At 61.7% G+C, this 16599-nt stretch carries 19 protein-coding genes; 10 read left to right on the forward strand and 9 right to left on the reverse strand.

The features are described 5' to 3' along the window. Window positions 1-2: 2 nt before the first annotated feature. Both INT39_RS12340 and INT39_RS12345 read left to right on the forward strand, forming a co-directional pair. Window positions 3-1667, forward strand: a complete 1665-nt coding sequence (locus INT39_RS12340; RefSeq protein ID WP_193074231.1) for a VRR-NUC domain-containing protein — start codon at window positions 3-5, stop codon at window positions 1665-1667. Further along, window positions 1664-3973, forward strand: a complete 2310-nt coding sequence (locus INT39_RS12345) for an ATP-dependent DNA helicase (protein ID WP_193074232.1) — start codon at window positions 1664-1666, stop codon at window positions 3971-3973. The genes INT39_RS12340 and INT39_RS12345 overlap by 4 nt, the downstream gene beginning before the upstream one ends. Here INT39_RS12345 and INT39_RS12350 read toward each other — a convergent pair. The 3 genes from INT39_RS12350 to INT39_RS12360 form a co-directional block, all read right to left on the reverse strand. Beyond that, window positions 3952-4194 carry a hypothetical protein gene (locus INT39_RS12350; protein WP_193074233.1) on the reverse strand — a complete coding sequence of 81 codons (243 nt, stop codon included), beginning with the start codon at window positions 4192-4194 and terminating at the stop codon, window positions 3952-3954. The genes INT39_RS12345 and INT39_RS12350 overlap by 22 nt on opposite strands. Before the next feature lie 194 nt (window positions 4195-4388). Further along, window positions 4389-6143: an FN3 domain-containing metallophosphoesterase family protein gene (locus INT39_RS12355; protein ID WP_226944752.1), complete on the reverse strand. Its 1755-nt coding sequence runs from the start codon at window positions 6141-6143 to the stop codon at window positions 4389-4391. A 57-nt stretch (window positions 6144-6200) separates the two neighbouring features. Further along, window positions 6201-7097: a DMT family transporter gene (locus tag INT39_RS12360; RefSeq protein WP_193074234.1), complete on the reverse strand. Its 897-nt coding sequence runs from the start codon at window positions 7095-7097 to the stop codon at window positions 6201-6203. 142 nt (window positions 7098-7239) lie between these two features. Here INT39_RS12360 and INT39_RS12365 point away from each other — a divergent pair, with 142 nt between their 5' ends. The 3 genes from INT39_RS12365 to INT39_RS12375 all read left to right on the forward strand — a co-directional run bounded on the left by INT39_RS12365 (window position 7240) and on the right by INT39_RS12375 (window position 9489). Next, a complete protein-coding gene (locus tag INT39_RS12365) occupies window positions 7240-8358 on the forward strand; it encodes a mechanosensitive ion channel family protein (RefSeq protein WP_193074235.1) in 1119 nt (372 codons plus the stop codon). A 65-nt stretch (window positions 8359-8423) separates the two neighbouring features. Next, entirely contained in the window at window positions 8424-8885 is a 462-nt protein-coding gene (locus INT39_RS12370) for an META domain-containing protein (protein WP_193074236.1), read from the forward strand. 154 nt (window positions 8886-9039) lie between these two features. Further along, window positions 9040-9489: a VOC family protein gene (locus INT39_RS12375; protein ID WP_193074237.1), complete on the forward strand. Its 450-nt coding sequence runs from the start codon at window positions 9040-9042 to the stop codon at window positions 9487-9489. A gap of 22 nt (window positions 9490-9511) precedes the next feature. Here the strand turns inward: INT39_RS12375 and INT39_RS12380 are convergent, their stop codons facing one another. Beyond that, window positions 9512-10132 carry a LysE family transporter gene (locus INT39_RS12380; protein WP_193074238.1) on the reverse strand — a complete coding sequence of 207 codons (621 nt, stop codon included), beginning with the start codon at window positions 10130-10132 and terminating at the stop codon, window positions 9512-9514. A gap of 164 nt (window positions 10133-10296) precedes the next feature. On the opposite strand from INT39_RS12380, the gene INT39_RS12385 reads away from it, so the two are divergent. From INT39_RS12385 to INT39_RS12395, 3 genes are all read left to right on the forward strand, one after another. Then, window positions 10297-10560 (forward strand): YebG family protein, encoded by a 264-nt coding sequence (locus INT39_RS12385; protein ID WP_193074239.1) that lies wholly within the window; start codon window positions 10297-10299, stop codon window positions 10558-10560. Window positions 10561-11007: 447 nt separating this feature from the next. Continuing rightward, a complete protein-coding gene (locus INT39_RS12390; RefSeq protein WP_193074240.1) occupies window positions 11008-11547 on the forward strand; it encodes an RcnB family protein in 540 nt (179 codons plus the stop codon). Window positions 11548-11678: 131 nt separating this feature from the next. Continuing rightward, window positions 11679-12830 carry an NnrS family protein gene (locus INT39_RS12395; protein WP_193074241.1) on the forward strand — a complete coding sequence of 384 codons (1152 nt, stop codon included), beginning with the start codon at window positions 11679-11681 and terminating at the stop codon, window positions 12828-12830. Between the two features lie 6 nt (window positions 12831-12836). Here INT39_RS12395 and INT39_RS12400 read toward each other — a convergent pair whose 3' ends face one another. The 5 genes from INT39_RS12400 to INT39_RS12420 all read right to left on the reverse strand — a co-directional run bounded on the left by INT39_RS12400 (window position 12837) and on the right by INT39_RS12420 (window position 15691). Further along, entirely contained in the window at window positions 12837-13298 is a 462-nt protein-coding gene (locus tag INT39_RS12400) for a DUF2147 domain-containing protein (protein WP_193074242.1), read from the reverse strand. A 31-nt stretch (window positions 13299-13329) separates the two neighbouring features. Continuing rightward, window positions 13330-13947: a TPM domain-containing protein gene (locus INT39_RS12405; protein WP_193074243.1), complete on the reverse strand. Its 618-nt coding sequence runs from the start codon at window positions 13945-13947 to the stop codon at window positions 13330-13332. Between the two features lie 19 nt (window positions 13948-13966). Next, a complete protein-coding gene (locus tag INT39_RS12410) occupies window positions 13967-14713 on the reverse strand; it encodes a TPM domain-containing protein (RefSeq protein WP_193074244.1) in 747 nt (248 codons plus the stop codon). Continuing rightward, a complete protein-coding gene (locus INT39_RS12415) occupies window positions 14710-15318 on the reverse strand; it encodes a LemA family protein (protein ID WP_136869573.1) in 609 nt (202 codons plus the stop codon). Before INT39_RS12415 ends, INT39_RS12410 begins: the two co-directional genes overlap by 4 nt. Window positions 15319-15382: 64 nt before the next feature. After that, window positions 15383-15691, reverse strand: coding sequence for an antibiotic biosynthesis monooxygenase family protein (locus tag INT39_RS12420; RefSeq protein ID WP_193074384.1), 309 nt, complete (start codon window positions 15689-15691; stop codon window positions 15383-15385). Window positions 15692-15811: 120 nt separating this feature from the next. On the opposite strand from INT39_RS12420, the gene INT39_RS12425 reads away from it, so the two are divergent. After that, window positions 15812-16213 (forward strand): DUF3597 domain-containing protein, encoded by a 402-nt coding sequence (locus INT39_RS12425; RefSeq protein WP_193074245.1) that lies wholly within the window; start codon window positions 15812-15814, stop codon window positions 16211-16213. A 29-nt stretch (window positions 16214-16242) separates the two neighbouring features. Continuing rightward, window positions 16243-16497: a GlsB/YeaQ/YmgE family stress response membrane protein gene (locus tag INT39_RS12430; protein WP_193074246.1), complete on the forward strand. Its 255-nt coding sequence runs from the start codon at window positions 16243-16245 to the stop codon at window positions 16495-16497. Window positions 16498-16599 lie beyond the last annotated feature (102 nt).

The raw sequence follows: 16599 nt of genomic DNA on the forward strand, positions 1-16599 counted from the left end.
GTATGCCCAACCAGCCGAAAAACTCAGCCGCTGTCGACCAGCCGCCGCCACTCTACTACCTGCACAACTTCCAGCAGGCGATGGACTGGCTGCAACAGCGCTACGCCGATCTGTTCGATGACGAGGAGCAGCGTTTCCTCATCGGCTTCGCTGCCCTGCCCTCATCATCACAGGCGCTGCTGGTGCGACTGATCATGCGCAAGGGGCCGCACTTTCGCCTCAGCCGCCTGAATTATCCGGAAATCGGCGACATCAACACCGCTGCCGCGCCGCTGCTGGAACTGGGCTGGCTCTGTGACCAGCAGCCATTGGCTGCCGACGAGCTGGGCGGGCTGCTGCGCAAGGACGAGATCATCAGTCTGCTGCCCACCTCCGCGGATCTGCGCACTCTGCGCAAACCCGAGCTGGTTGCACGTCTGCAACTCAGCACACCAGAGATGCATAGCTTTCAGCAATGGTGCCCAGGCAGCCCCGAGCGCCTGTTGACCTTGCGGGTCGGCGAGCTGTGCGAACGGCTGCGGCTGATGTTCTTTGGCAATCTGTCTCAGGGCTGGGAAGCGTTCGTGCTCTCGGAGCTGGGCATCTTCCGTTACGAAAATGTCGATTTCACCCCCGAGTCCAGGGGCTTCTCCTGTCGTCGGGATATCGAGCTGTACCGCCACCTGCACCAGTGCCGCAGTCAATTGGCCGAGGGCCGGCCCTGCGCAGAGGTCATCGAGTTGCTCGGTGAGCCGCAATGCCGCAATCCCTGGCTACGCAGCCGCCACGCCCGGTTGCTGTTCGCCCTCGCCCGGCAGCTGGAACGGGAATCCGAGCCAGAACGGGCATTGGCGCTCTATGAACGCAGTGGCTGGAGCGGCGCTCGGCAACGGCAGATTCGTATTCTGGAGAAGCTGCAGCAGTACCAACAAGCCTGGGAACTGGTGCAGACTTCGATCAACGCGCCGGAGAACGAAGCGGAATTGCAGTTGGCCCTGCGTGCCCACCGGCGTCTGGCGCGCAAACTCGGTCAACCGGCCCACCCACCGATGGGCGACACGGGAACTGAGCGCATCGATCTGATCCTCCCTGGCCCGCACCCACTGGGTGTGGAAGTCGCCGTGCGCGAGCAGCTCGATACCCTGAAAACGCCGGTGTATTACGTGGAGAACAACCTGATCACCGGTCTGTTCGGTCTGCTGTGCTGGGACGCGATCTTCGCGCCGCTGCCCGGCGCTTTCTTCCACCCGTTCCAGAGCGCCCCGGCTGACCTGCACAGCCCGGATTTCCACGGCCGGCGCCGTGACCTGTTCGATAATTGCCTGGCGCGCCTCGATACTGACGCCTGGCAACACAGCATCCGGCGTACCTGGCAGGCCAAGCAGGGTATCCAGACCGCCTTCGTCCACTGGCCGCTGCTCAGCCAAACGCTGCTGGAGCAGGCGTTGCATTGCCTGCCGGCCGCGCACCTGCGGGTGTGGTTCCAGCGCATGTTGCAGGATATCCGCGCCAACCGCGCCGGCATGCCCGACCTGATCCAGTTCTGGCCCGAGCAGCGCCGCTACCGGATGATCGAGGTGAAAGGTCCCGGCGACCGCCTGCAGGATAATCAGCGTCGCTGGCTGGAATTCTGCAACCGTCATGGCATGCCGGTTGCGGTCTGCCATGTGCAGTGGACCAACCCATGAACTACCGCATCGCAGTGCGAGCGCTGTGCGAATTCACCGCGCGCGAAGGCGATCTGGATCTGCGCTTCACTCCGGCCCCCAGCGCTCAGGAAGGCATGGCCGGGCATAGAACGGTGGTATCCCGACGCGGCCCGAACTACCTGAGCGAGGTAACCCTGGCCGGCAGTTACCAGGGTTTGCTGGTCGCCGGTCGCGCTGATGGCTACGACCCGGCGCTCAATCTTCTGGAGGAAATCAAGACACACCGTGGCGACGTCAAGCGCATCCCGGACAATCACCGGCTGCTGCACTGGGCCCAGGTAAAGGTGTATGGCTGGCTGCTGTGCGCCGAGTACCAGCTCGACGAGATTGATCTGGCGGTGGTCTATTACAACGTGCTCAGCCAGCAGGAAACGGTATTGCGCGAACGCTTCGGCGCCGACAGCCTGCGGGAATTCTTCGAGCTGCAGTGTTGCCGTTTCCTCGCCTGGGCCGAGCAGGAAACCGCTCACCGCGCCGCCCGGGATCAGAGCCTGACCCAGTTGCAGTTTCCCTGGCCCAGCTTTCGCCGGGGCCAGCGCCAACTCGCCAATGCGGTCTACCGGGCCGCCCGCGATGGCCAGACCCTGATGGCGCAGGCCACCACCGGGATCGGCAAGACCCTGGGCACCCTCTTTCCCCAGCTCAAGGCGTTTCCTGAGCAGCAGCTCGACCGGCTGTTCTTTCTTACCGCCAAGACGCCCGGCCGCCAGCTGGCCCTGGATGCCCTGGCCAGCCTGCGCACGCAGCAACCGGACATGCCGCTGCGGGTGCTGGAGCATGTCGCCCGGGACAAGGCCTGCGAATATCCCGACCGCGCCTGCCATGGAGAATCCTGCCCACTCGCCCGGGGATTCTACGACCGTCTGCCGGCGGCCCGGCAGGCCGCCCTGGAACGCCGCTGGTTGACTCGCCAGGCAGTGCGCGAGACCGCGCTGGCCCATGGCATCTGCCCCTACTACCTCAGCCAGGAACTGTGCCGCTGGACTGATATTGTGGTCGCTGACTACAACTACTACTTCGACATGACCGCCCTGCTCTACAGCCTGACGGTGGTGAACGACTGGCGGGTGACCCTGCTGGTGGACGAAGCCCATAACCTCATCGACCGCGCCCGCGGCATGTACACCGCCGAACTCGATCAGGGCAATTTCAATGCCCTGCGCAAAACCGCCCCCAGTGCCCTGAAAACACCGCTGGATCGGGTCAATCGCCATTGGAATCAATTACACCGGGACCAACAGGCCGAATACCAGATCTATCCGGCCATCGCCGACCTGTTCATCCTCAGCCTGCAGAAAGCGGTCAGCGCCATAACCGACCACCTCAGCGACCAGCCCGAGAGCAACGATGCGGCGCTGCTACGTTTCTATCTGGACGCCATGTCGTTCTGCCGGCTCGCCGAACAACATGGGCCCCATTCCCTGTTCGATATCACCCGCCGCCAGCTGGGCCGGCGCACCCTGTCGACCCTCTGCCTGCGCAATATCGTCCCGGCGCCCTTTCTGCGCGACCGCTTCACCGTTGCGCACAGCAGCACGCTGTTCTCGGCCACCCTGAGCCCACAGCACTACCACGCCGATCTACTGGGCCTGCCGGCAGATACTCAGTGGCTGGAAGTGGAATCGCCCTTCGCCGCCGAACAGCTGCAGGTACGTTTTGTCGGCAACCTGTCAACCCGCTATCAGCACCGCGCCGACAGCCTGCGGCCGATCGCGCAGTTGATCGCTCGGCAGTTTCGTGAACACCCGGGTAACTATCTGGCCTTTTTCAGCAGCTATGCCTATCTGCAGCAAGTGCTGGACGTCATGCGTACGATGGCGCCCGAGATACCGGTGCGGGAACAGTCACGGCAAATGGATGAAGCGCAGCGCGAAGCCTTTCTCCAGGGGTTCACCGATGACACCCGCTGCGTCGGCTTCGCCGTGCTCGGTGGTGCCTTCAGTGAAGGGATCGACCTGCCGGGCAAGCGGCTGGTCGGCGCCTTTATCGCCACCCTGGGTCTGCCCCAGGTCAACCCGGTAACCGAAGAAGTGAAAAGTCGCATGCAGACGATGTTCGGCAAGGGCTATGACTACGCCTATCTGTATCCGGGATTGCAGAAGGTGGTGCAGGCGGCCGGTCGGGTGATTCGCACCACCGAGGATCAGGGCATGGTCTGGCTGCTGGATGATCGCTTCGGCCAACTGGCGGTACGGCAATTACTGCCGCGCTGGTGGCAGCTGGAGCGTCACCGTCTGGAACACCAGCCCGAACCCGGCACCATTCAGTCGCTGTTTCCCGGGTAGGCATCGGCCGCGCGCTGCAACCAGGGCTCCAGTTCCTTGCGGCCGACCTTGCGCTGCTGGGCCTCAGCCAATTGTTCAAGCATGTAATCGCGCTTGGCCTGATTCTCGCCCGCCATGGACAGCGCCAGATCCCGGTTGCTCCAGCGCCGAATGCGCACCATCAGCCACCAGTGAAAATACAGACCGCTGAGCACCGCGAAAGCGATAATGAAATATTCCATGATTATCCAGTACCAGTTCGAGAGGACCGCCAATTTTAGCTCTTGCCTTCATCGAACATCCAGCACCGGACCTGTGGGAGCGGGCTCGCCCGCGAAAGGACTTGCAGCCGGCTCCCCCCCTTCGCGGCCAAGGCCGCTCCCACAACAGCCAAGCCAGATACCGACAGACACCAGCACTCAACCTGCTGCCTTGATTACCGCTCGACCTGAACCCTCACCACCTTGTTGTACTGACGATGGGCAAACTCGCCGGTAACCACACCCTGTTCGTCCATCAGCGGAAACGCATAGCGCGGTGTCATGATCACCTCGTAGTCATGGCTTCCCGCAGGCCGCACTTCGACTTCGAGAAAGCCATAGTGCTTGCCGCCGTCAACCAACTGGTTGCCGCTCCAGATTTCCGGCGCATCGCCGTGGGCGCTCCAATGCGTCTCCTGTGCCTCTGCCGGCAACTGGTCGAAGGGCACATAGTCGGTAGTCGGCGCATAACCTGGGCCACGCAGACCGTCCCCGGCAAAACCCACATCCCAGTAATGCACGCCATCCATCTGCACGTATTCAAGCAGCTCATCATGCCCGGCGAGTACCGCAGTCACACCATAACGATCGAACAGCTCATGGTAGATACGCATTGGCTGGCCGGACTGGCTGTCTTCGTTGTTCGGAATGCCGGCGCTGCCCGATGGCAGGCTATGCACGCCGGTACCGAAAGGCGTGTGGTGGAACTGCACGAAGATCACCTGCCCCTGGGCCTTGGCATCAGCCAGTTCGCTCACTGCCCAGTTCCACTGCTCACTGCCACGGTTGAAATCCGGCACCCGCGACTGCACGCCATCGATGGCCAGGTTGGTGTCCTTCAGTGGATCACTGTCATCGCCGTTCGACGAGTCGAGGGTGATCAGGGTGACCGGGCCGTAATCGACTCGATAGAAGCGTTTTTCGTAGCGCTCATCGGTGCCGTAGTTACGTGGCAATTCCCAGTAGCTGCTCCACTTGTCATAGGAACGCATCACCGCCGGCGGTGAATAGGAGCCGCCCTCCGGGTGCCAGTAGTTTTCATGGTTACCCAGCGCCGGGAAGATCGGCGTGCTGGAAGCAAAGTCGCTCCACTCGCCCGCGGCGTGGCGCCAGAACTCATCCCAGTCCAGCTGACGGCCGCCCTTCTCCACCAAGTCCCCGGCAATCACCCAGAAATCCGGCTGACGTTCCATCGCGTACCGGATATTGGCGCGGTAGCCGGTGGTCTGATCGACCGGGTACATACGATCGTAGGTGCCGGGGTCGGTCCCCAGCTTGTCGCCACCAACCGGCAAAGCGCTGGCACCCCAGGCCACGGTCTTCTCGGTGGACTCCGGCTCGGTTTCCATATCCGACATCGCCAGGAAGCGGATACTCGCGCGCTCGCCCACAGCCGGCGCGGTGGTGAACTGCGCCTCCATCAAGGTTTCGCTGCCCGGTTGCCGAACCTGGTATTCATAGGTGGTCGCTGCACTGAGGCCCTCTACCCGGACCAGGTGCCGGTACGGCAACGCCGGCGCCTGCCCCGCCGCCACGTCGGCATGAATCCCCCCGAAATTACGCTCGCCATGGATATATTCGACCTCGCTGTCGCCATAGCCCAGGGCCTCCACCAGCTCCGGTTCGGAGGTAAAGCTACCAACCCCATCGACCACCAGCTCGCCGGCCACGTCAGTATCAGTGAACCAGATGACGCTGATCGCGGTGTCAGTCGGGTTCTGCAGGTAGGGCAACACCAGAACGCGGGTATCCGGTGCAGTCTCCCCCGGTGCCGGGGCGGCATTGTTATTGGAGGAGCTGGAACCATCCAGGCAGCCTGCCAGCCACAGGGTGGATGCGGCGACGATCAAACTCGCCAGAGCAGTCTTTTTCATGCACTTGTTCTCGGTAGGGTTGTGATGACGCGCCAGCATGGCAGCGCCGCGTGTCATCCCTGTTGCACTTCCGAGAAGATTTGACGCCTGATCAAGACCAGGCAGGCAACACGGTCAATCCCGCTGAGGGACCACTGCAACCGCCCGTGGCTGATAGAACATGACCACATTGCCCACCAGGATCAGGACCAGCCCGAACACCGCGGCGCCGGTCCACTGGTAACCCTCGAACAGCGTGGACATACCCAACGCGATCAGCGGAAACATGACCGTGGTGTAGGCCGCCGGGCCGGCGCCGATGCGGCCGATCAGCGAGAAGTAGGTGGCAAAACCGATGACCGAGCCGATCAATGCCAGATACAGCAGCGAGCCGATATAGGCCGCCGTCTGTTCGATGGCGAAGGACGCGCCGGTGGCCAGCGCCAGCCCCAGCATGGTCAGCGCGCCATACCCCATGGCCCAGGCATTGGTGGTCAGCAGATCCAGCTTACGTTGCTGGAAGCGCACGCTGATCATGTTGCCCAGCGAGAAGCCGTAGGTGCCCAGCAGACTCAAGCCGATCCCCAGCAAGGTGCCGCTGGACATTGCCCCGCCGGTAAGGTCATGCCAGAACAGACTGACAATGCCGGCGAACCCCAGCAGATTGGCCAGCATCAGCCGCCGGGTGATCCGCCGCCCGAAGAACAACACCCCATTGAGCGCATTGAACAGGATCGCCAGGGAAAACAGCACCGACTCCAGGCCGCTGTTGATATAGGCGTTGGCTGTATAGAAACAGACGAAATTGAAGCCGAAGACGCACATGCCCTGCAACAGGCAGAACAGGTGATCACCTCGCTGCAGCTTTTGCAGGCGCCCGCTTACACCGAGCACCAGCAACATCAGGGAGGCGGCAATGGCAAAGCGGTAGAACACCGATACCAGCACCGGCACGGGACCGGTCTGCATACTGATAGCGATCCAGGTGGTACCCCAGATCAGAACGGTTGCCGCATACAGAAAGGCGTTCATCAATAATCTCGAAGAAAGGCTGGCATCCCTCTGCGCAAGGCTGAGGCGTTGGAGTAGAGCGTCGAAACTGCCGGAACTAATCCATCTCGTCAACGACAGAAATAAGGTCTGCCCTCGTTCATTCTCTGCCTGGAGGTTCAGCATGCCCTATTGGGAACTCCTCACCGACCGTGCACTCTGGCTGCAACTGGGGATTCTGGTTGCCGTCACGCTTGCCACCTACCTGCTGCTATCAATCGCGCTGCGGGTAGTGAGCCGGCAGCTGGCCCAGCGCGACAAAGGCACCCAATCCCGGGTTTTCCATTTTGCCTCGGAGCTGTTGCGCTCAACCAGCAAGCTGCTGATCTTCGCCTTCGCGTTGATGATCGGCCTGAAGACCGTCGAGCTGTCACCCCGCTGGGAATCGACTATGTCCCATGGCTGGTTCATTGCCCTGGCCATTCAGATCGCCCTCTGGCTGGATCATGCCGTCAAGCTCTGGACCGACAGCCTGACCCGCGATGGCAAGGCGCGCAATCCGGTAACCACGGCCCTGCTGGGCATCATCATACGCCTAGTGATCTGGACCATGATGCTGCTGTCGATTCTCGCCAATCTGGGCATCGACATCACCGCCATGATCGCCAGCCTCGGTGTCGGCGGTATCGCCATCGCCCTGGCCGTGCAGACCCTGCTCAGCGACATGTTTGCCTCCATGTCCATCGGTATCGACAAGCCCTTCGAGATCGGCGACTTCGTGGTTTTCGGCGAGGTAGCCGGCACCATCGAGCACATCGGCCTCAAGACCACCCGCATCCGCGCCCTGAGTGGCGAGCAGATCGTGATCGCCAACGCCGACCTGCTCAGCCAGACCGTGCACAATTATAAACGCATGAGTACCCGGCGGATCGTGTTCAGCTTCGGCATCAGCTACCACACCCCGGCGGACCAGGTGCGTGAGGTTGGGGCGCAGATCAAGCGCATCATCGAGGGCACCAAACAGACCCAGTTCGACCGCGCACACTTCTTCGCCTTCAACGAAAGCCAGCTGACGTTCGAGGTGGTGCATATCGTCCAGACTGCCGATTACAACCAGTACATGGATATTCAGCAAGAGATCAATCTGCAATTGTTGCAAGCGCTGCGTGACATGGAAGTGGAGTTCGCCTTCCCCATCCGTCGCGTAGAATTCATCGGTGGCGAGCTGCCGGAAATCAAAGTCGCCGGCATGCCCGATAAAGCCGCTTCAGCCAATACTTCGCCTTACGGCGGCGTACCCTGACGGTAGACTCGACGACAACCGCAGGATCGGGCAGGATGTGCGCGATCCCGTTTAATGGAGATACCATGAGCACTTTCCGCACGCTGCTGCCCGCCACCCTGGCAGCCACCCTGCTTTTTTCTGGCTGCGCCAGCACCACCTCGTCCACTTCCCCGGATGCCCTCACCGCTCACAGCTGGGCCCTGGTCGAAGCCACTGACGCCGATGGCCACCTCGACACGTCCCTCACTGGCGGCAATAGCGCGCCCATCGAACTGCGCTTCCAGCCCGACCGTATCGGCGTAAGCAATGCCTGCAATGGCATGGGCGGGAACTACACACTCAAGGGCGATACCCTGGAAGTAGGTATGCTGATGCAGACCATGATGGCTTGCGAACCACCGTTGATGGCCCGCGAAAAGGCCATCAAGCAACGCCTGGAAAAACCCTTGCAGGTGCAGCTGAACGACGACGCCACGCGGCTGACCCTGCGCAACGGCGCCGGGATCATGACTTTTCAGCCCGCAGCCGATCATTCCGCCCATTGAACATACAGGGCAGGCCAACTTGGCCTGCCCTACCACTCATCCACCCGCCTGAACTCCCCGCACAGCCTCCTATCACAGTAAAGAACGGCAACCAATGGCCCGCCACAGCATCACGGCGCCACCAGTCCTCATTACTGCTCCCCAGGAGGCATCCATGGCACAGACTCCGAAAACCCCGGCCAGCCTGGCTATCTATCTCACCTTCCCCGGTAACTGCCGGGAGGCTCTACAGTTCTATGCCCGGGAACTGGGCGGCACTCTGGGCGAAATCCACAGTCACCGCGATGCTCCGGAAGGAACCGGCGTACCCGAAGACTGGCTGGATCAGGTCATGCATGGCGAGGTCACCGTGGCCAATCAGGTGATCATGGGCTCTGACGCACCGCCGGGTACCTATCAGCAGGCCCAGGGCGTGTTTGTCCAGCTGTACTACGATGATGTGCTGATCGCCGAGCAGGCCTACAACCGGCTGTCCGATGGCGGCACCACCCGCATGCCCTTTGGCCCCAGCTTCTGGGCCGAGGGTTTCGGCATGCTCACCGATCGTTTCGGCATTGGCTGGATCATCACCAGTCGTTACATCGAGTCGGCCGACTGGACATAACCCGGCGGGTGCCGGCTTATGCTTACACCCGGCGCACCGTAGCGAGCAGGCCGGCGGCAACGCCAAACATGACGCCAAAGCTGCGATTGAGCAGGCGTTGCTGCCGCGGTGAATTCAACAGCCGCAGCGCCTTCGCCGCCAACCCGGTATAGCCGGCCATGACGACCAGATCCACCGCCACCATGGTCAGCGCCATGAGCACATACTGCATCAGCATGGGCCGTCCCGGATCGAGGAACTGCGGCAGTACCGCCAGGATGAAGATGATCGCCTTGGGGTTACTGAAATTGATCACGAAGCCGCGCAACACCAGACTCAGGGGCCGACCGATGGGTCGATGCTCCAGGGTCATCGCCTGCGCCGGTGCCCGCCACTGCCGGATAGCCAGGTACAGCAGGTAGACCACCCCGAACCACTTGATCAGCGCAAACGCCAGGGCCGACGTCGCCAGTAATGCGCCCACCCCCGCAGCGACAATCACGATCTGCAGTATCAGCGCCAGCTGCAGCCCCAGCGCATTCCAATAGCCCCGGGCAAACCCGTAGTTCATACCGCTGGCCATAGAGGCCACCGCTCCGGCGCCGGGCGACAGGCTGATCAGCCAGCACGCCACGAAGAAGGCCAGCCAGGTTTCAATGCTCATGAAATTGTCTCGATTCGATGCAAGTGATGAGCGATTCTAGCAAAGCCCGACACATATGCCGTAAGCGAAACCCAAAACTGGATAAAAAACCAGTATACTGTCAACCGCCACGCGGCATGCAGCGCCGCAGGCCCACCGAATCACATTCAAGCCAGGGGTAAAAAATGGCCGTTGAAATAGTCTACCGAAGCAGCAGAGACCCGGAGCGCCTGTTCATGGATAAAGCCGAAGCCGACCGTCACGACAAAATGCTGGAACTGGCCGAGCTGCTGAGCGACGTCCTGCGCAAGGCCGTACCGTCGATCAACGAAGCGCAATCGGAAGAAGCCGGCATCTACATGGCCAGACACCGCGATCTGTTCGCCAAAGCCTTCAAGAGTTCGCCTGATGTGCTGTCGGCGTTATTGGAAGAAGAGGAGCCGGCCTGAGGCCGGCTTTCACAAAGAGTTTCTTAGTGGTACATCCAGAAGTTGGGATGATCCTCGACCATCGCCGCCTTGGGCTTGGTACGGGCATTTATAAAGATTCGCTTGAGAATATCCATCGTGAAACGCTCCTTGCACTGAATTGGATGGCACTATCCTAGGCAGTCCAAGAAAATAACTAAAATCAATCGATTCTATTACCCTGATTACCTTACTCACCTGTGCCGCGTTCAATGGCGGCCTTGCGTAAAGTCAGGTAAACCCTCCTTTACAAACCACCTCTGCCCCTGGCAATGCCATATGCTGAGCTTGTTCGTTATTCAGCGAGAGTCGGGGCTGGATCGGTGAGAGTTGGAGCAGTGGGACCAAGACTGCTCCCACAAAGTTTGCCCACCGAGGAATTCCAGCCGCCGGCACTGCTCTAAGCTTTATCAGAATGAGGGTATCGCCATGAAATTACGTCACCTTTTCATCAGCCTGTTCGCCGCAGCGGCCTTGCTGGGCTCCGTGGCCCAAGCCGCTGAAGGACCTTATGCCCCCGGCAAATCCCATGAACATCGCAAAGCGCTCAAACACCATCAGCAACAGCGGGACCATCACCGCGACCAGATGCTGCGACGTGACCATAACCGCTACGGCCAGCAACACCCGGGCTCCGGCTACCGGCCCCGGGACCATGCCCGGCCGCCCAGCCATCGGCAGATCTACGAACAACGCCACCAGTATCGGGCACCCGACCGCAGTCAGCTGCGCCGCGAGATCCGTCAACACCGGCACCATATCGGCCGCGGCCCCGCACTACCGCCCCGCGCCCGCCTGATTACCGGCCGCCCCATCCCCCACGGCTGGGGCCAACGCTTGCCCCATCAACATGTACGGCACCTACCCCACTACCCCGGCTACGAATGGCACCGCTCAGACAGCAACCTGGTCCTGGTAGCCGTCACCACCGGGCTGATCTACACCATCGTGGAAAATGTGCTGAACTGACCCATCCAATTCATCCATCCAGTTCACCCCTTGTGGGAGCGGCCTTGGCCGCGAATAACCCCAGGTGCGGCTTGCGATGCAACAACCGCACCCCCTAACATCACAACATCATCCTCGCCTCCCGGATCAAGATGAAAGCCCCCGCCAAACGCCCGGCCTTCCTGCTGTTCTTCCCCCTGGCCGCTTTCCTCGCGGCTATCGTCGTGCCGTTGTCGGTCTGGGCGGTGCTATCGGGCACTGGCTGGCCACCGGGGCTGCTGGGTAACGGTCATGGGCACGAGTTGATCTTCGGCTTCGCCCTGGCATTGATCGCCGGCTACACCCTCGGCAACCAGCCACGACAGGTCCTCTACCCGCTGATCGGCCTGTGGCTGGCCGCCCGCCTGGCCTGGTTGTTGCTGCCGGAGAGCTGGCTCGCCCTGCTGCTGTCCCCGGCCTTCGCCCTGCTCCTGGCCTGGCACGTGGTGCCGCGTTTTAACGCCGCGAAGAAGTGGCGCAACAAGATCACTGGCCCGCTGATCCTGACGATCTGCCTGCTGCCCATAGCCTGGCTGGGGCTGCTCATTACCTGGCGTTACTGGCCCGAGCTGGCGCGTCAGTTGCCGCTGGATACCCGCCGTCTGCTGCACGCCGGCGCACTCTGCCTGTTGCTGCTGATGATGTTCATGGGCGGGCGCATCATCTCGCCGGCGGCAGCCGTCACCCTGGAGCGCCAGGGGCATGAGCCCCGGGCCCGGCTGCAACCGCATCTGGAATCGGCGCTGATCATTCTCTTGGCGCTGGCCATTTTGCCGTTGTTGCTGCCATGGCTGAGCGGCGCGGTCAGCTATCGCTGGTCCGGTCTCTGCCTGATTGCCGCTGGCGCGGTGCTGGCGGTGCGGTGTCTGCGGTGGGAGTTATGGCGCTGCATCGAGCGGCCCGACCTGCTGGCCTTCGGCATTGGTTACGCCTGGCTGGCGCTCGGCAGTGTTGCCAGCGGGGTCGTTTTCATCGGTCAGAGTGCCACCGCGCCAGCTCTGCACCTGATCACCATCGGCGGGCTGGGCACCCTGTCTACCGGGGTGATGCTGCGGCTGTATTTCCAGCGCAGCAGCAAAACACCGCCAAGTACCGGCTGGATCTGGAGCATTACCGGGTTGATCGCCACCGCCGCAATACTGCGTTATATCAGCGGCCCGGCGGCCTTTGCCCAGCCGCTGTTACTGAGCCTGGCCGCGGCCAGCTGGACGCTGGCCTATCTGGCCCTGGCGGTGAAAATGCTCAGGCTGGGCCGCACCCTCTGACCCCAGTCAGTCCGCTGCGCCAGGCGTTTCGGCGCGGGTCCAGGTAGAGGTACGGCCAAAAATGGGCGCGCCGACAAAGCCGCGCAGCTTGAGCACGTCAACCCCATCCAGGGTGATCTTGCCCTGATAGGTCTTACCGCTTTCCGGATCGTATACCTTGCCGTTGTCCCAGGTCTTGCCGTCGCCGGTCGGCTCCATATCCCACAGAATGCGCAAACCCTGCACCGGGCGATCACGCAGGGTCTCGTCGGGGTTGTGCTGATCCAACTTGGGTTGTCCGCTGCTGTCCATGGGCTCGGCCAGCCACACCAGCTCGCCACACAGCTTGTCGCCACAGGGGCTGACTTGCACCTGCCCCTGGTTGTCTTCGGTATTCCATAACCCAACCGGCTGCGCCAGCGCCTGAGTCGAACCCAGCACTCCGGCAACCATGACGGACGCGCCCAGAATCTGCAGTAGACCTTTCATGAATCGGTTCCTTTGCTGTCGAACGGCCATTCTACGACAGGATGACCAGCCGGTTGGGCAACTCATTGCGCTCATGGGTGGCCGGCACCACCTGACGCAGCTCCGCACCACAGGCCTCAATGCAGACCAGAAAGCCCTCCAGCGTTTTTCCCTGGCGCACATGGGTGGTGAAGTCGGCGATGATCGACTCCCAGACGCTGTCATCGATCCGTTGGGAGATGCCCCGGTCCACGATGATTTCCACATAGCGCTCAGCTTCGGAAACGAAGATCAGCATGCCCGTCGCATCGCTGGTGTGGTGCAGCCCCAACTCGATGAACTGCCGGTGCGCCAGGTTGCTGGCCCGCCAGTGCCGCACCGCGCGCGGAATCAACCGGGTAGTAACACCCGGACTGCGAAACACCAGCGCCAGCACGATGAAGGTCAGCCACTGGGCCAGCAACAGCCAGCCGCTGCTCAACCAGCCGGTCAGCACCACCACAATACCCGGCAGCAATAACGCCGCCAGCCCGGCCCACAGCAGTGGAATGTAATGGTAGTCATCCGCTTGCGCGGCCAGCACCGTCACCACCTCGGCATCGGTATGCTGCTCGATGCGGTCGATGGCTTCCGCGACCTGTTGCTGTTGTTCCTGCGTGAGAAGTGTCATTGCCTGTCCCTTGTCTGCATCACCAGCCACCCGAAGCGCCGCCGCCACCAAAACCGCCACCACCGCCGCCGAAACCACCCCCGCCACCGCCCATGCCGCCACCGCGGCCCATACCACCGAGCAGGGCGCCGGCCAGCACTGCGCGACCGAAACGTCCCCGGCCGCCACGACCACCACCGATGAGAAACAGGATGATCATGAAAAAGAAAGTCAGGCCACCGATCAGGGGCGCCGGAGGACGATCACCCGTCGCCCCGGTCGACGAGCGCAATGGGTCGCCGCCCAGCACCTGAATCATGGCTTGGGTGCCGGCAACGATCCCACCCTCGAAGTCACCCCGGCGAAACGCCGGAGTCAGAATCTGATTGATGATGATCGAGGACTGGGCATCAGTCAGGCGCCCTTCCAGCCCATAACCGACCTCGATCCGCATGCGCCGGTCATCCCGGGCGACAATCAGCAGCGCGCCATTGTCCTCGCCCTGCTGACCTATGCCCCACTCGCGGCCCAGTTGTACACCGAACTCCTCAATGCTGCGCCCCTGCAGATCGGGCACCGTGACCACCACCACCTGCTCGGTGGTGGCCTGTTCATGGCCGGCCAGCATCTGGGTCAATTGCGCTTCCACCGGCGCGCTGAGCAGCTCCGCCTGGTCAACCACCCGGCCAGTCAAGGTCGGCAGTGTCAGTTCCGCGGATGCCTGCTGAGCCGATGCACCCGCAGCCCAGCACAGCGCCCCCAGCGCCAGCAGCCGGAACCACCTCATTCGAACTGCACCTGCGGCGCCTGCTCGGCGTTCTCCGTGGTGGCTTCGAAGTTTTCCCGGATCGGCATATCGCTGTACATCAGGCTATGCCAGATTCTGCCCGGGAAAGTGCGGATCTCGGTGTTGTATTGCTGCACGGCACCGATGTAATCGCGGCGGGCCACGGCGATGCGGTTTTCCGTGCCTTCGAGCTGCGACTGCAGCGCCAGAAAGTTCTGGTTGGATTTGAGATCAGGGTAGCGCTCGGATACCGCCATCAACCGGCTCAGTGCACCGGTCAGCTGCGCCTGAGCCTGTTCGAAGGCTTGCATCTTGGCCGGGTCATCCAGGTCATCCACCGACACCTGAATTGACGTTGCGCGCGCCCGCGCCTCGACTACGGCGGTTAGCGTCTCCTGTTCCTGCCGGGCAAAGCCCTTCACCGTTTCCACCAGGTTGGGGATCAGGTCGGCACGGCGCTGATACTGGTTCTCCACCTGCGCCCAGGCGGACTTCACCTGTTCGTCATAACGGGGGATATTGTTGATGCCACAACCGGCCACCAGGCTGCTGAGCAGCACCAGAACAGCTACCTGCCAGATACCGCGAAATGATGTAGAAACCATGTTCTTTTCCATCCATTGACGTTGTACAAGTGACATGCAGGCGATACGGGAGTTCAGTACCGCCTCAACCCGGTTTCACCACCCACTCCGGATCTTCAAACTCACCGATGGGGCGGATTTCGCAGAAGGGGGCCGCGCTCTTGATGATCGCCGCGACTGTCGGATCATGCCGCCCTTCCATCGCATCCCGCTGCGCTTTGCTGTCCCAGCTGGCGATCGCAATCAGGGTATCAGAATCGTCGATCTTGCGATGCAGCTCGGTCCCGCGCGCGCCCGGTGCCTGCTGGATGATTTCACTCGCCCGCACCCAGGCATCGGCGTAGTCCTCGGCCCGATAGCCCTCCTTGATGTGAACTTCGAAAATATATTTCATGCTGCACTCCAACTGAACTCGCCCTGCAAGTGTAGGCATACCCAGCAATCCATGCTCGACTCTGCGCAGAAGCTGCTAATCTGTCGAAGCAGTACAACCATAATGCGCAAGGAGATACACATGGGTTTTTTCAGCAAGATCCTGAACAAGTTGGGCATGGGCTCTGCCGAGGCAGCACCGGCCGACTCCACCGCTGCGCAAGCACAGGCAGCAGAGGTACCGGCAACCGCGCCAGCATCGGCCAGCGTTCAACCCGTCTCACAGGTGGATGTAATGGCTAAACTGGAGCAGCAGGCCGCCGCCAACCCACAGAAGCTGAACTGGAAAACTTCCATTGTCGACCTGCTGAAACTGCTGGATATCGACAGCAGCCTTGCCGCACGCAAGGAGTTAGCTGCCGAACTGGGTTGCCCGGCGGAGCTGATGGGCGACTCGGCGCAGATGAACATGTGGCTACATAAGGAAGTATTGAAAAAAATTGCCGCAAATGGCGGAAATATTCCGGCTGAATTGCTGAACTGATAAACATCCGTTATACGAGGAGCATGACAATGGGTTGGATAATTTCTCTGATCATTGGCGGTATCGTTGGCTGGCTGGCCAGCATCATCATGAAAACCAATGCCCAGATGGGCATCATTGCCAACGTGCTGGTGGGTATCGTCGGCTCCTGGCTCGGCTTCTGGATCGCCGGCCTGCTGGGCCTGGCCGGAGACGGCTTGATCATCCGGCTCATCATCGGCATCGCCGGCGCGGTGCTGCTGATCTTCATCCTCAGGGCGCTTGGCTTCTTCAAACGAGCCTGACTCCCAACTCACACGCGGGCTTGGCATAACACCCAGCCCGCGCTCGCCTTTCGGGGTGTAGCGCCCTGGTCCGCAATCGGGCCCGCCTGTGGCCCCGCGACA

This window comes from Pseudomonas sp. FME51 (assembly GCF_014897305.1).